The 14,078-nt window shown below is 71.4% G+C and carries 10 protein-coding genes and 1 pseudogene (1 of these 11 only partly in view); 4 read left to right on the forward strand and 7 right to left on the reverse strand.

The window, feature by feature from the left end; all coding sequences use genetic code 11:
- Nucleotides 1–346 precede the first annotated feature (346 nt).
- Complete coding sequence (locus FrCorBMG51_RS07720) at nucleotides 347–1,210, reverse strand: heme o synthase (protein WP_047222410.1); 864 nt, start codon at nucleotides 1,208–1,210, stop codon at nucleotides 347–349.
- Between the two features lie 798 nt (nucleotides 1,211–2,008).
- Between FrCorBMG51_RS07720 and tal the strand changes: the two genes are divergently transcribed.
- The 4 genes from tal to pgl all read left to right on the forward strand — a co-directional run bounded on the left by tal (nucleotide 2,009) and on the right by pgl (nucleotide 6,848).
- Complete coding sequence (gene tal / locus FrCorBMG51_RS07725) at nucleotides 2,009–3,139, forward strand: transaldolase (protein WP_047222488.1); 1,131 nt, start codon at nucleotides 2,009–2,011, stop codon at nucleotides 3,137–3,139.
- Nucleotides 3,140–3,358: 219 nt separating this feature from the next.
- On the forward strand, nucleotides 3,359–4,834 hold the full coding sequence (zwf, locus tag FrCorBMG51_RS07730) for a glucose-6-phosphate dehydrogenase (protein WP_476742128.1): 1,476 nt from the start codon (nucleotides 3,359–3,361) through the stop codon (nucleotides 4,832–4,834).
- Nucleotides 4,831–6,000, forward strand: coding sequence for a glucose-6-phosphate dehydrogenase assembly protein OpcA (locus FrCorBMG51_RS07735; protein WP_047222412.1), 1,170 nt, complete (start codon nucleotides 4,831–4,833; stop codon nucleotides 5,998–6,000). Before zwf ends, FrCorBMG51_RS07735 begins: the two co-directional genes overlap by 4 nt.
- The gene (gene pgl / locus FrCorBMG51_RS07740; RefSeq protein ID WP_047222413.1) at nucleotides 6,000–6,848 is read left to right on the forward strand and encodes a 6-phosphogluconolactonase; all 849 of its coding nucleotides are present in this window, start codon (nucleotides 6,000–6,002) and stop codon (nucleotides 6,846–6,848) included. The genes FrCorBMG51_RS07735 and pgl overlap by 1 nt, the downstream gene beginning before the upstream one ends.
- Before the next feature lie 222 nt (nucleotides 6,849–7,070).
- On the opposite strand, the gene FrCorBMG51_RS07745 is transcribed toward pgl, so the two are convergent.
- The 6 genes and pseudogenes from FrCorBMG51_RS07745 to FrCorBMG51_RS07770 all read right to left on the reverse strand — a co-directional run.
- A complete protein-coding gene (locus FrCorBMG51_RS07745) occupies nucleotides 7,071–7,406 on the reverse strand; it encodes an RNA polymerase-binding protein RbpA (protein ID WP_013873109.1) in 336 nt (111 codons plus the stop codon).
- Nucleotides 7,407–7,787: 381 nt separating this feature from the next.
- Nucleotides 7,788–9,542 carry an ABC transporter substrate-binding protein gene (locus tag FrCorBMG51_RS07750; protein WP_047222489.1) on the reverse strand — a complete coding sequence of 585 codons (1,755 nt, stop codon included), beginning with the start codon at nucleotides 9,540–9,542 and terminating at the stop codon, nucleotides 7,788–7,790.
- Nucleotides 9,543–9,562: 20 nt separating this feature from the next.
- A complete protein-coding gene (gene secG, locus FrCorBMG51_RS07755; RefSeq protein WP_047222414.1) occupies nucleotides 9,563–9,793 on the reverse strand; it encodes a preprotein translocase subunit SecG in 231 nt (76 codons plus the stop codon).
- Nucleotides 9,794–10,233: 440 nt separating this feature from the next.
- The gene (locus FrCorBMG51_RS07760) at nucleotides 10,234–11,967 is read right to left on the reverse strand and encodes an ABC transporter substrate-binding protein (protein WP_052914474.1); all 1,734 of its coding nucleotides are present in this window, start codon (nucleotides 11,965–11,967) and stop codon (nucleotides 10,234–10,236) included.
- A gap of 236 nt (nucleotides 11,968–12,203) precedes the next feature.
- The gene (gene tpiA, locus FrCorBMG51_RS07765) at nucleotides 12,204–13,037 is read right to left on the reverse strand and encodes a triose-phosphate isomerase (protein WP_047222415.1); all 834 of its coding nucleotides are present in this window, start codon (nucleotides 13,035–13,037) and stop codon (nucleotides 12,204–12,206) included.
- A gap of 1 nt (nucleotide 13,038) precedes the next feature.
- A pseudogene (locus FrCorBMG51_RS07770) lies at nucleotides 13,039–14,078 on the reverse strand (phosphoglycerate kinase) (it continues 252 nt past the right edge of the window).

Below are 14,078 nucleotides of genomic sequence, written 5' to 3' on the forward strand. Positions count from 1 at the left end.
CACCGCTGGCACCGCTGACCAGCACCGGTCGAAAGCCCCGCTGTAACCCCACCCCAGCCGCCCGCACCCGTACTCGCGCGCCTGTGCCTGTAGGTGGTTCCCGTCACGATGACGACGGTTTTCACCTACGCCATCCGCTGCCGTAGGTGAAAACCGTCGTCAGGACAACGGAAACGACCTACGGTTGCCTGCCTCCCGCGCTCACCTGTAGGTGGTCCCAGCGACGGTTCCCACCTGGACGACCGCGAAGGTCGGACAGCGGTTCCGTTGTGGGCTCCGTCAGGCGGAATCTGTCCGCCCGAGCTCAGCGGGTCGGGCCAGCGGACGGCAGGTAGACGGCTTTCGACTACGGGTGCCACAGGGCGGCCAGGGCCACCGCGGCGAACAGGAGTGTCAGATAGGTGATGGACAGGTGGAACAGCCGCATGGGGCGAATCTGCCCGCCGCGGCGGACGGAGCGGACCAGCCGGTGCGCCTCGACCAGGAACCACCCGCCGAGCAGCGCGGCCACGACCAGGTAGGGCCATCCCGTGTCCGCGACCGGGACGAGCAGCAGGGACGTGGCGACCATCACGTACGAGTAGCCGAGTATCCGCCTGGCGACCACCGTCGGAGAGGCCACTACCGGCAGCATCGGAATCCCGGCGGCGGCGTAGTCGTCCCGGTACTTGATGGCCAGCGCCCAGAAGTGCGGCGGGGTCCAGAAGAAGATGACCGCGAAGAGCAGGACGGCGGGCCAGCCGACCGTACCGGTCACCGCGGACCAGCCGATGAGCACCGGGAAACAGCCGGCCGCGCCACCGATAACGATGTTGGACGAGCTACGGCGCTTGAGCCCGAGGGTGTAGACGAAGACATAGAACGCGATCGCCGCGTCGGCGAGCAGTGCCGACGGCCAGTTGACCGCGAAACCGAACAGCAGAGTCGCGGCGACACCCAGCAGGACGCCGAAGCGCAGCGCCTCGGCGGGCGTGACGTTCGCCCGCACCAGCGGCCGGGCGCGGGTGCGGGCCATCACCTGGTCGATGTCGCGGTCGATGTAGCAGTTGAACGTGTTGGCGCTGCCCGCCGCGAACGTCCCGCCGACCAGCGTCGCGAGTATCAGCCACAGCGAGGGCAGCCCGCGCTCGGCCAGCAGCATGACCGGGATGGTCGTGATCAGAAGCTGCTCGATGATCCGCGGCTTGGTCAGGGCGACGTAGGAGCGCACGAGCGCCCCGACCGGACGCCGGGACCTCTTCGACCTGCCCGGCTCGCCCGGGTCGGGCGANGGTCGGGCGAGCCGCTAGGACCGGTCGACCCGCTAGGACCGGTCGACCCGCCGCGCCCGCCGGCGGCCGGCTGCGCGGACATGGGCGGCTTCGGCAGGCTGGCTACCGGCGTGGACGCGGCCAGGGCGGACAGGACGACCTCGCGATCGGCGGGGACACAGGCCACCCGCCCGGACTCGGGGCCCCGGGGGTGCCGGGGCTTCGCGGCGTGGTTCTACGACGTGTCGGAGTCTAGCCGCCGGATGCCGCGGCGGGCGCGCGACCCGTCCGGAAGAAGATCCATCTCCCTGACCGTCTCCCGGTCGGCGCTGGTGACCCGGCCCCGCCGCGGCTGGCGGCTGGCGGCTGGCGGCTGGCGGAATCATCGAGCTTATTAGCTGGAAGACAGTGTTCTCGCTAACTTTTCCCAAGCTTCGTGAGCTGTCCGGGCGCGGGGGTGAGGGAAGCGCGAGAGGGTAGGTCCATCCATACCGGCAAGGGTGGTGGGGCAGGCCCGCCCCCGGCAGGAGTGGCAGGCCCACACCTNNNNTGGCAGGCCCACACCTGCCGGTACCGGCAACGGTGGACGCCCGCCCCTGCCGGTACTGGTGGCAGTGGTGGGCCTGCCCCCACCGCCACGGTCCGGCGCTGACCGGCATCGCGCGCCGACCACAATGGACATGACGACGGACATGACGACCACAAGCGCCGAACCGTCCATCGGCACGCCAGCGCTCCCCGGAGAGGACGCCCATCTGATGACCGACCCCCTGGCCCTGCTGTCCGCCACCGACGTGGCGGTCTGGCTCGACGACATCAGCCGGGACCGGCTGCGGACCGGCAACCTCGCCGAACTGGTGCGCACCCGCAGCGTCGTCGGTGTCACCAGCAATCCGACCATCTTCCAGAAGGCGATCAGCAGCGGATCGGCCTACGACGAACAGCTGCGTGACCTGGCCGTCCGCGGCGTGGACATCGGCGAGGCCGTCCGCGCGATCACGACCGCGGACGTCCGCGCCGCCTGTGACGTGCTGCGCCCCGCCTACGAGGCCAGCGGCGGGGTGGACGGCCGGGTGTCGATCGAGGTCGACCCGCGGCTCGCCCACGACACCGAGCGCACCGTGGCCGAGGCCCGCGCGCTGTGGTGGCTGGTCGACCGGCCGAACCTGTTCATCAAGATCCCGGCCACCCTCGCCGGCCTGCCGGCGATCACCGCCACGCTCGCCGCGGGTATCAGCGTCAACGTCACGCTGATCTTCGGGCTCGACCGCTACGACGCGGTGATGGACGCGTTCATCGCCGGCATCGAGCAGGCCGCGGCGGCCGGTTTGGAGCTGTCCGGCATCACCTCGGTCGCGTCGTTCTTCGTCAGCCGGGTCGACACCGAGGTGGACCGCCGGCTGGAGAAGATCGGCACCGCCGAGGCAAAGGCCCTGCGCGGTAAGGCCGCGGTCGCCAACGCGCGGCTGGCCTACCAGCGTTACGAGCGGGCGTTCGCCACCGAACGCTGGTCGGCGCTGGCGAAGGCCGGCGCCCGGCCGCAGCGGCCGCTGTGGGCGTCCACGTCCGCGAAGGACCCGTCCCTGCCGGATACGATCTACGTGGCGGAGCTGGTGGCCCCGGGCACGGTCAACACGATGCCGGAGGCAACACTGCACGCGTTCGCCGACCACGGGGTGGTCCGGGGCGACACGATCAGGCCGTACTACGACGACGCCCACGCGGTGCTGGCCGCCCTGGCCGACCTTGGCATCTCGTTCCCCGACGTCGTCGAGGTGCTCGAACGCGAGGGTGTGGAGAAGTTCGTGGACTCCTGGAACCAGTTGCTGACGGCGATCGGGGAACAGCTCGCGACCGCCGGCAGCCGGCCGGAAGCGCTCGCCGGCTGACAGGCCTGTCCGACCTGACGGACCCGACAGGCCTGTGCCACGAGAAGCCCGACGGACAGAACCCAGAAATCCGGACAGGCGGAGCCACCAGATGAAGCCAGACGAGGGAACCCCACGACAACGAGGAGGGGAGTTCGGGTGACGCCAACGGTGCGCGCCAACCCGCTGCGCGACCCGCGGGACCGCCGGCTGCCACGCCTGCCCGACCCATGCGCGTTGGTGGTCTTCGGGGTCACCGGCGACCTGGCCCGCAAGAAGCTCATCCCGGCCGTCTACGACCTGGCGAACCGGGGCCTGCTACCGCCCGGCTTCGTGCTGCTGGGTTTCGCCCGGCGCGACTGGGACGACGGCGGCTTCGCCGAGGTCCTCCGGGAGGCCGCGCAGAAGGGCGCCCGGACGCCGTTCCGGGAGGAGGTCTGGGACCGCCTGGCCTCGTCGGTGAAGTTCGTCCAGGGGTCGTTCAACGACGACCAGGCCTTCGACACGCTCGCGAAGACCCTGCTCGACCTCGAGCACAGCCACGGCATCCCGGGTAACGCGGCGTTCTACCTGTCCATCCCGCCGTCGGCGTTCCCGGTCGTCCTCAAGCAGATGCAGCGCACCGGGATGGCCTCGAACGAGGCGTCCGGCGGCTGGCGGCGGGTTGTGGTGGAGAAGCCCTTCGGCCACGACCAGGAGTCCGCCAGCGCCCTCAACGAGCTGGTGGACGACGTGTTCACCGCGCCCGACGTGTTCCGTATCGATCACTACCTGGGCAAGGAGACCGTCCAGAACCTGCTGGCGCTGCGGTTCGCCAACACCCTGTTCGAACCGATCTGGAACTCCCACTTCGTCGACTCCGTCCAGATCACCATGGCCGAGGACGTCGGCATCGGCACGCGGGCCGGTTTCTACGACGAGACCGGCGCCGCCCGGGACGTGCTGCAGAACCACCTGCTCCAGCTGCTGGCGCTGACCGCCATGGAGGAGCCGGTGAGCTTCAACGCCGAGGCCATCCGGTATGAGAAGCTCAAGATCCTGCGGGCCGTCTCGCTGCCGGACGACCTCGCCAGCTACGCGATCCGGGGCCAGTACGAGCAGGGCTGGCTCGCCGGCCAGCGGGTCCGGGGCTATCTGGAGGAGGACGGCGTCCCGGCGGGCTCGCGCACGGAGACCTTCGCCGCCGTCCGGCTGGGGATCGAGACCCGCCGGNNGCTGGGGATCGAGACCCGCCGGTGGGCGGGCGTCCCGTTCTACCTGCGCACCGGCAAGAGGCTGCCGCGCCGGGTGACCGAGATCGCCATCTCGTTCAAGCCGGCTCCGCACCTGCCCTTCGACGCCACCGACACCACCGAGCTCGGCCACAACCAGCTGGTGGTGCGGGTCCAGCCGGACGAGGGTGTGACGTTGAAGTTCGGCTCCAAGGTCCCGGGGTCGGCGATGGAGGTCCGCGACGTCGCCATGGACTTCCTCTTCGGCGAGGCGTTCACCGAGTCGCTTCCCGAGGCGTACGAGCGGCTCATCCTCGACGTGCTGCTCGGGGACGCGACGCTGTTCCCGAACAACGCCGAGGTGATCGAGTCGTGGCGGGTGATCGACCCGATGGAGGACTTCTGGGCCGGCTCCGTCCCCCATCTCTACCGGTCGGGGACATGGGGGCCGGCCGCCGCCGACGAGATGCTCGCCCGTGACGGGCGCTGCTGGAGGCGACCGTGACAACCCTGTGGGACACCACCGGCACCGACGTCGTCAAGGCGCTGGCGGCCGAACGGCGCTCGGCCGGCGCGCTCGCCTTCGGCCTGGCCCTGACCCTGGTGGTCGTGGTGGACGAGAAGCACGTCAGCGTCGCCGAGAGCGCGGCGACGACCGCGGCGGCGGCCCATCCGTGCCGGCTGCTCATCATCGTGCGCCGCCAGTTGGACGCCTCCAACTCCAGGCTGGACGCCGAAGTCTCCATCGGCGGCCGGCTCGGCCCCGGCGAGGCCGTGGTCATGCGGATGTACGGCCGGCTCGGCCTGCACGCCGAGTCGGTGGTGCTGCCGCTGCTCGCGCCGGACGCACCGGTGGTGACCTGGTGGGACGGCGAGCCCCCGGACCGGATCGCCTACGACCCGCTGGGCGTCTTCGCCGACCGTCGGGTCAGCGACGTGGCCGCCGATCCCGACCCGGTGGCGGCGTTGCGGCGGCGGGCGGTGGACTTCGCGCCCGGCGACACCGACCTGGCGTGGACGCGGCTGACCGGCTGGCGGACGCTGATCGCCGCCGCCTTCGACTCGATCACCGAGCAGCCACGGTCGGTCACCATCGCGGGCAGCCCGACGGACCCGAGTGTCTGCCTGCTCTCCGGCTGGCTCGCCGACCGCCTGCACGTGCCGGTCACGGTGTCCGAGGCGGTGTCCCAGGGCGGGCCGACCGGGATACGCGTCGACTTCGACCACGACGGCGAGCTGACGCTGACCCGGCAGGACACCCACACCGCGCTGCTGCGCCGGCCCGGCCGTCCCGACCGCGCCCTGCCGCTGCCCGAACGCGGCCTCGGCGACCTGCTGGCCGAGGAACTGCGCCGGCTCGACAACGACGCGCCCTATGCGGACGCGCTGTCGACCTGGAGCGGAATAGCGGGGCTGGCCTCCCGGCCGGCGGTCCGCGAACACGTCTGGCGCGACCCGGTGGCGCCGAAGAACACCGTGGCCACGGCCGCTCCGGACGCGGCCGGGGCCACGGACAACAGTGGCGGCGGTGCGAACGGTGCCGACGGCAACGGTGCCGCGGGGAGCGCGGGCGGTGCGGAGGCGACAGCCACGGCAGGCCCGGCGGACCCGGCCGTCACCACCACGCCGGGGACAAACCCGGCGGGCAACGGCGCCAGGGCATCCGGCTGATGAGCACGTCACCCGAAGTCATCGTCCATCGCGACCCGGAGTTGCTGGCCACCACGACCGCCGCCCGGCTGGTCATCAGCCTGCTGGACGCGCAGGCCACCCGCGGCAGCGCGTCGGTGGTCCTCACCGGTGGCGGTATCGGGGTGGCCACGCTGCGGGCGGTGCGCGACAGCCCGCTCGTCGAAACGGTCGACTGGAGCCAGGTGGACGTCTGGTGGGGCGACGAGCGTTTCGTGCCCGCGGGCTCGGCCGACCGCAACGACCGGCAGGCCCGTCAGGCGCTGCTCGACGCCCTCCCGCTCGATCCGGCCCGGGTCTTCCCGATGGGCAGCGCGGACGCCGCTGACGGCACCGACGCGGCCACCGGCACCAGCGCTGTCACCGGCACCGACGCGGCGGAGTCCGCCGCGACCGCCTATGCCCGGCTGCTCGCCGAGCACGCACCCACCGGGGCCGCCGCGGCCGCCGGCACGGTGGCGGTCCCGTCCTTCGACGTGCTGCTGCTCGGGGTCGGGCCGGACGGACACGTGGCTTCGCTCTTCCCCGGTTCCTCGGCCGTCCACGCCCATACCGCCACTGTCGCGGTGCATCACTCCCCGAAGCCGCCGCCCACCCGGATCTCGCTCACGCTGCCCGCGATCCAGGCGGCGCACGAGGTCTGGCTCCTTGCCGCGGGCGAGGCAAAGGCGGACGCGGTGGCCCGCGCGTTCTCCGGCGCGGCACCGGCCGATATTCCGGCGGTGGGGGCGCGCGGCCGGCAACGCACACTGTGGCTGGTGGACCGGGCCGCCGCGGCCAGGCCCGTCAGCGCCGGGGCATCGCCGGCGCGCCGGGTCTCAGCGGGATGAGCCTCCCCCGACCAGAACGCTGTCGTATACAGCCCTGACAGCGCAAAGATCTTCATCTCTGGCGGCGGAGCCGGCCAGCGGGGCCCGGACAGTGATCGTCGTGTCCAGGCCCCGCCGGCCGGACGGCACGCGCCGGCTGTGCGCTACCACGCCGGCTACTACGCCGGCTACCATGCCGGCTACGCGGTGCCGCCGCGCGGCTGTGTGTGCGGTGTCGTGCGGCTATGCGGTGCCGCGCAGCTTGGCCAGCGCCTCGGCCAGAATCGCCTCCCCGTCCTTCTCGTTGCGCCGCTCCCGAACGTAGGCGAGGTGAGTTTTGTACGGTTCGGTCTTGGGCGGAGCGGGCGCGTTGTCGCGGTCACGACCCGCTGGGAAGCCGCAGTTCGGGCAGTCCCAGGTCTCGGGAATCGTGGCGTCCGCGGCGAACGACGGCCTGGTCTCGTGATTGTTGGCGCACCAGAAGGAAATCCGCTGTCGCGGGGCCGTCTCACCGCGTTCGGCTTCCCCCATGGGTCCCGCCCCTACCCGACTTCCTCTGATGGCGTTACCACCTGCCACGGTCCGCATACTCCTTTGTCTCGTCCCGCTGATTGACTCCGGATCCGGCCCCCCAGCCGCCAGCCGGCCTGACCGAGTGTAAGACGAGAAGGCCCGATCTCGTCGCACCGACCACCATCGGTCACCCTCACAGTCCGCCCTGGTGACCGAACGCCGCCACCGCTCCTCTCGGAGCGCCCCGCGGATCCATCCTCAATCGATTTCGCTCTGTTACTTGGGAAGCGGCCTCCGGGCACGCGACAAACCATGATCGAATAACCTCTGCCCAGACGCCGAACGGCAGTCGCCCCGACCGGCCCGGCAGAGCACCCGCGGCAGCACCCCTGCCCACGCCACCCCGAGGACGGGTGGCGTGGGGCGCTGGAGGGGCTTTTCGGGCGGCTAGGCGATGCCGAGGGAGATGGCGGTGGGGTCGGCTGCGTCCAGTGAGGGGACCCGCAGAAAGCCACGGACGTTGGCACTGTGGAAACGCGGCGTGACGGTGACCGCGAGTGGAATGATCGCGGCATCGGTGAGCAGTTCCCGCTCCAGGTCGCCCCAACGGGTGGGCAGCGCGGCCGGGTCACGCTCCCCGAGGGCGTCCCGCAGCAGCTGCGCGATCCGGTCGTTGCGGTATCCGCCGTCGGCCGGCCGAGAGCCCGACCACTGCGGCTCCAACAACGGCTGGAACACGCTGCGCCCGGCATTGCCGAACCACTGCGGCGTCACCCTGGTCAGGGCGAGGTCCCAGCCCACCGTGCTCGACGGGACGGCGACGCCCGGGTAGTCCGCGGCGGGGACCGCCTCGACCTGCAGCGTCACCCCCGCGCGGGCGAAGGCGTCCCGCAGCGCCGACGCGACGGCGGCGTCCTCGGCGGAGTCCGTGGTGAGCAGGACCAGGGTGGTCAGGGGGCCGCCGTCGGCGGCGGTCCGTGTCCCCTCCCGGCAGCGCGCCGGATCGCCCGTCGACCCCAGCGTCGGGAACGGGTCGCGCGGCTGGAAACCGGTCATGGCCGGCTGCAGCATCTGCGCGGTGGTGGTGGCCAGGACGGGCCCGCCCAGCGCCGCGGCCACGGCGGCGCGGTCCACGCAGTACACCAGCGCCTGCCGGACTCCGCCGCCGCCCAGCGCCGCCGACGCCGGGCCGTGCAGGCCGACGGTGAGCAGCACGGTGGAACCGGGGCCGTCCGTGGACAGCCTGCCGTCGGCCTGAGCGTCCAGCGCTGTCACGTCGGCGGCGGGGACGGTGCTGTCCATCGCCATGTCCGCCCGGTCCGCGTCTATCTCGGCCTGGGCGGTGGCCGCGTCAACGCCGGTACGCACCGTGACATGATCGGCAAGTGCCGGGCGGATGCCGTCGGACGAGGCGACCCATGCCGGGTTGCGCGACAGCCGATAGGTTTCGTCACCGAGCGTGTTACCGAAGTGGTACGGCCCGTCGGAGATCAGGTTCTCCAGGTACTCAGGCGAGTTCGGGGCGTAGGCGAGGGCCTCCAGCGGCACCGGTGAGGCCGCGGGCAGGGCCAGTACGTCGGTGAAGTCCGCGGCCGGGGCGAGCAGGTGGAACTCGATCGAGTCGTCACCGATGACCTGGACGCCGTCGATACCGCGGCGTTCGATGAAGTCACGCACCCCCTCGGGCGGGGTCTTCATCAGCTCGTCACAGTAGGTGGCGAAACCGACGACCGTCGCGGCGAAGTAGCCGCGCATGGGCGACGGGTTCGGCGGCGTGCACAACCGCTTGATGCCGCGGGCGACATCGGTCGCGGTGACCCGCCTGACCCCGGGGGTGTCCCAGCGCGCGGACGGGCGCAGGGTGACGGTGTGGGTCTTCCCGTCCTCGCTGACCACCGGCGGCCCGACGGCCAGGTCCGGCAGGGGCGCGGCGGTGAAGACCGGGTCGGGGCTGGCCCGGTAGGAGTAGAGCTGACGGGAGACCAGCCGCAGCAGCATCCGCGAACCGGCGTCCGTCGCCCAGCCCGGGTCACCGCTGGGTATCGCCCCGGTGACCAGGCGCAGGGTGCCACCCGGCTTGTCCGTTGGATCACTGGTGACCGTGGGTGTAATCGAAGTCACCGGTGCGGGTGCCGGCTGCCCACCGCCGCCGCAGGCCACGACCGTGGCAAGGACAACCAGGCAGAGGAGCCAGGCCGGCATCCAGGTGCGTCGGCGGCTGCTCACTCCTTGAGCAGGAGGCCGAGGCCGATGATGCAGGTGAGCCAGATCAGCCCAATCATGATCGTCAATCGGTCGAGGTTCTTCTCCACCACCGAGGAGCCCCCGAGTGAGGAGGAGACACCGCCGCCGAACAGGCTGGACAGCCCGCCTCCCTTGGCCCGGTGCAACAGAACGAGCAGCATCAGAAGCACACTCGTGATGATCAGGACAATCGACAGCCCAACAGTCATCTCCGGACCCGCTCCCGTACCGTCATCCCGTGATCATGTAAGCCGCCCAGCCCTGCCGCATCCTCGCGCGGCGCGACAGGAGGCCCGACACGAGGAACCATGATCGCATCCCCTCCGGCCATACCCGCACCCTGACAGCCCCCGACGGTACAAAGAAAGATCTTCGCACCGCAGTCGACCATATCGATCCAACAGCCTCCGGCAGTGCGATGGACGATCATCGCACTACTTTCGGCCATACCGGCTCAGCAACCTCCGACAGTGCAATGAATGATCATTGCACTGTCTTCGGCGGGACTGGCTGGCGACACCGACTGGCAGCGATCCTGCCAAGCTACCGCACGGCGATCCCGCGGCCGGCACGGCGCATCACCATCAGATCAGGCCCGTCGGATCAGGCCCGTGCGAGCCGTGGCCCTCCGCCGGGCCGCCATGATGCCCTACGGTACGACACCGAGCGAGGCGAAGTCCGTCATCATGAACCCGGGCGAGTAGTGGATGTTGGTAAGCCGGCTGCTGTAGACGTTGAGCGCCCGGTCGTAGAGCAGCGGGACGTAGGCGGCGGACCCCACGATCGCCCGGTCCGTCTGCGTCCACAGGCTCGCCGTGTCCTCGCTGTCAGCGGTCCCGATGCCCTGCTCCAGGCCCTGGTCGACCGCGGGCAGGGCCAGTTCGGCGACGTTGGCGTTGTGCCGCGGCCGGATCGAGCCGCTGGCGGCGATCGGGGCGAGGAACGCGTACGGCGTCGGCCGGGTGGCCGCGCCGGCGGCCAGGACGAGGCCGTACTTCATGGTGTGGACCTGATCGGGGCTGTCCACCGCCGCGGCGTACCCGGCGTCGTCGAACTTCGCGACGGTGACCGTGATACCGACCCGGGCGAGCGCGACGCGGACGGCTTCGGCCTGGGCGAGGGAGAGCGGATCGGACCGGGTGACCAGGGTGGTCGCGAAGCCGTCCGGCCGACCGCAGGAGCTCAGTTCCGTTTTTGCCTTTGCGAGGTCCCCGCTGCCGCCGGGGCTCGGGAAGAGGTCGAACCAGGAGAAGGAGCGCACCGGCGGGGTGAGCATCGTGGCCGCGATGTCGCCCCCGACAAGGGGGCCGCCCCGCGCGGTCTGCTGTGCGCTCTTGTCCACCGCCCAGGCCACGGCGTTGCGGCAGGCGAGGTTGTCCAACGGCGCGACCTTGGTGACCACCGCCAGGTAGCGCAGCCCGCCGGTGGCCTCGCTGGTGGTGCGGGCCGCGCGCAGGCCGGGATTCGCGCTGATCCGGGCGGCGGCCTCGGCGCCCACGCCGCCCTGGTCGGCGGCGATGTCGACCTGGTCGGTCAGGATGCGGCTGTCGATGTCGGCCGCGGCGAGCCCCATGCGTTCGACGACGCGGTCGGGGTGTGCGGGGCGGTTCGGATCGGTCTGCCGGTCCCACCGCGGGTTGCGCACGAGGGTGAGGGATTCACCCGGACGATAATTTTCGATCTTGTATGGTCCGGATGCCACCGGACGGGATCCGTACCCGGCGCCGGTGTCGTGCGCCCGCGGTACCGGCGTGGAGACCGGGGAGGCCATCAGGAGGTTCCAGTCCGCGAACGGCCGGTTGAGCCGGAACGTGATGGTCTTCTCGTCCGGTGTGGTCACCGAGGCCAGCCCGAGACGGTCGGGTGTGGGATCGGTGTAGGGACCCCGGTAGGGGTTCTTCTCGTCCTGGAGAAGCCGCACCACCTCGCTGGCCCCGGAGCCGCCGCCGGAGCTGCCGCCGGCCAGCTCCGGGGCGAAGGCCCGCTCGATCCCGTACTTGACGTCCCGGGACGTGATAGAGGTGCCGTCCTCGAAGGCCAGCCCCTCCCGGAGCGTGTACGTCCAGGTGCGCAGGTCCTTTGAGGACGGCACCTCGGTGGCGAGATCACCGGCCAGCTTGACCACGCCGGGGCTGGGCGCGTACGTCACCAGCTGCCGGGAGATCCACCGCTGCTGGTTCCAGCAGTGGAGGGACGCGGTGCGCTGGGGATCCCAGGAGTCGCAGTCGGCGGTGGCGAGCACCCGCAGCGTCCCGCCGTCGCGCGGCGAGGCGGCGATGACCCGGTCACTGATCGCCGTGGGTGGGCCTGACGGGTCGGACGGGGCCTGCCGGCGGCCTCCCCCACCCGTGCAGGCGGCGAGAAGAAGGCCGAGGACAACCATGACGGTTCCGGCCCGGATGATCGCGCGACAGCGCGGCATGGCCCTGGCGACCACTTGGGTTTGCGCCCCTTCCCGGTGGGACCGCACCCCACCACCGCAAGCCACCCAAGCACACCCCGGGCCGGCCGTGTCCGTCGGCTGTTCCCCACGGCAACGATCGCGATCACGGACCGCGCCGGCCGGCACAGCCCGTGATCGGCGTCACCGGTGTCACCGGTGACGGTTCGTGGTCGCCGTCAGCTCGGCGGGGCACTACGGACGATCGCCGCGAAGTCCACCGCGTCCAGGCTCGCGCCGCCGACGAGTCCGCCGTCCACGTCGGGCTGGGTGAACAGCTCCGCCGCGTTGGAGCCCTTCACCGAACCGCCGTAGAGAATACGGATGACCGCGGCGACTCCCGCGTCGAAACGCTCGGCGAGCCGCCCCCGGATCGCCGCGCATATCTCCTGCGCGTCGTGGGCGGAGGCGGTCCGCCCGGTGCCGATCGCCCACACCGGTTCGTAGGCGACGACCAGCGTGCGTGCCTGCTCCAGGGTGATCCCGTCCAGGGAGCCGTCGAGCTGCGCGAGGACATAGGCGACATGGTCACCGGCCACCCGCACCGGCTCGGGCTCGCCCACGCACAGGATCGGGGTGATCCCGTGCGCGTAGGCGGCCCGCGCCTTGGCCGCCACCAGGGCGTCGTCCTCGTGATGGTCCGCGCGCCGCTCGGAGTGGCCGACCACCACATAGCTGCATCCCAGCCGGGCGAGCAGCGGCCCGCTGATGTCCCCGGTGTGGGCGCCGGAGCTGTGCGGGGAGAGGTCCTGCGCGCCATAGCCGATCGCGAGCCTGTCCCCGTCGACGAGGGTCTGGACGCTGCGCAGGTCGGTGAACGGGGGCAGGACGACGACCTCGGCATTGTCGAGCTCGACCGGCTTGAGGTCGAAAGCGATCTTCTGAACCAGCGCGATCGCCTCAAGATGGTTGAGGTTCATCTTCCAGTTGCCCGCGACCAGGGTGCGCCGACCCGTCCCCCGGGGCTTCTTCTCGTTCTTGTTCTTGTTCTTCTCGTTCTTGTCACCGGCCATCTCACACCTCCGAACCAGGAAGCCGGGCCTCCGGCCGCGTGAAAGAAACATCGTCGCGCGGCCTTCGGTCATCCAGAGCGGCGAGGCCGGGCAGGGTCTTGCCCTCCAGATACTCGAGGCTGGCGCCGCCACCGGTGGAGATGTGGGTGAACGCCTCCTCGTCGATGCCGAGGGTGCGCACGGCCGCGGCCGAGTCACCGCCGCCGACGACGGTCAGGCCGTCGAGCCCGGCGATCGTCTCGGCCACCCCGCGGGTGCCGGCCGCGAACGGCGGGAGCTCGAACACACCCATCGGGCCGTTCCAGAAGACGGTGCGGGCGGTGCGCAGCCGGTCGGCGAACAGGGCCACCGACGCCGGCCCGATGTCGAGGCCCTTGCGGCCGGGGGGGATGGCCCCGGCCGCCACCACGGCGGTGGGCGCGTCGACGGAGAGAGCGTCGGCCACCACCACGTCGGTGGGCAGCACGATCCGGTCACCGCCTTCGGCGAGCAGTTCCTTCGTGGTGTCGATCAGTTCCGCTTCCAGCAGCGACCCGCCGACGCCGTGGCCCTGGGCGGCCAGGAAGGTGAAGCACATCCCGCCACCGATGAGCAGGGCGTCGACCTTCGGCAGCAGCGCCCGGATCACCCCGAGCTTGTCGCTGACCTTCGACCCGCCGAGGACGACGACGTAGGGACGGGCCGCGCCGCTGGCGAGGGTGCGCAGCACCTCCAGTTCCCTGAGCACGAGCTGCCCGGCCGCGTGTGGCAGCCGCTCGGGCAGGTCCACGACGCTGGCGTGCGCCCGGTGGACCGCGCCGAAGGCGTCACCGACGTAGTAGTCGGCCAGCCCGGCGAGCTGGTCGGCGAACGCGGCCCGCACGGCCGCGTCCTTGCTGGTCTCCCCCGGGTGGAACCGGAGGTTGTCCAGCAGCGCGATCTCACCGTCGCCCAGCCCGGCGACAATCTTCTGCGCATGCGTGCCGGCGATGTCGCCGGTGCCGTCCCCGGTGAACGCGACCGGCTGGCCGAGCAGCTGCGCGAGCCGGCCGGCGACCGGGG

Source organism: Protofrankia coriariae (assembly GCF_001017755.1).
Lineage (GTDB): Bacteria > Actinomycetota > Actinomycetes > Frankiales > Frankiaceae > Protofrankia > Protofrankia coriariae.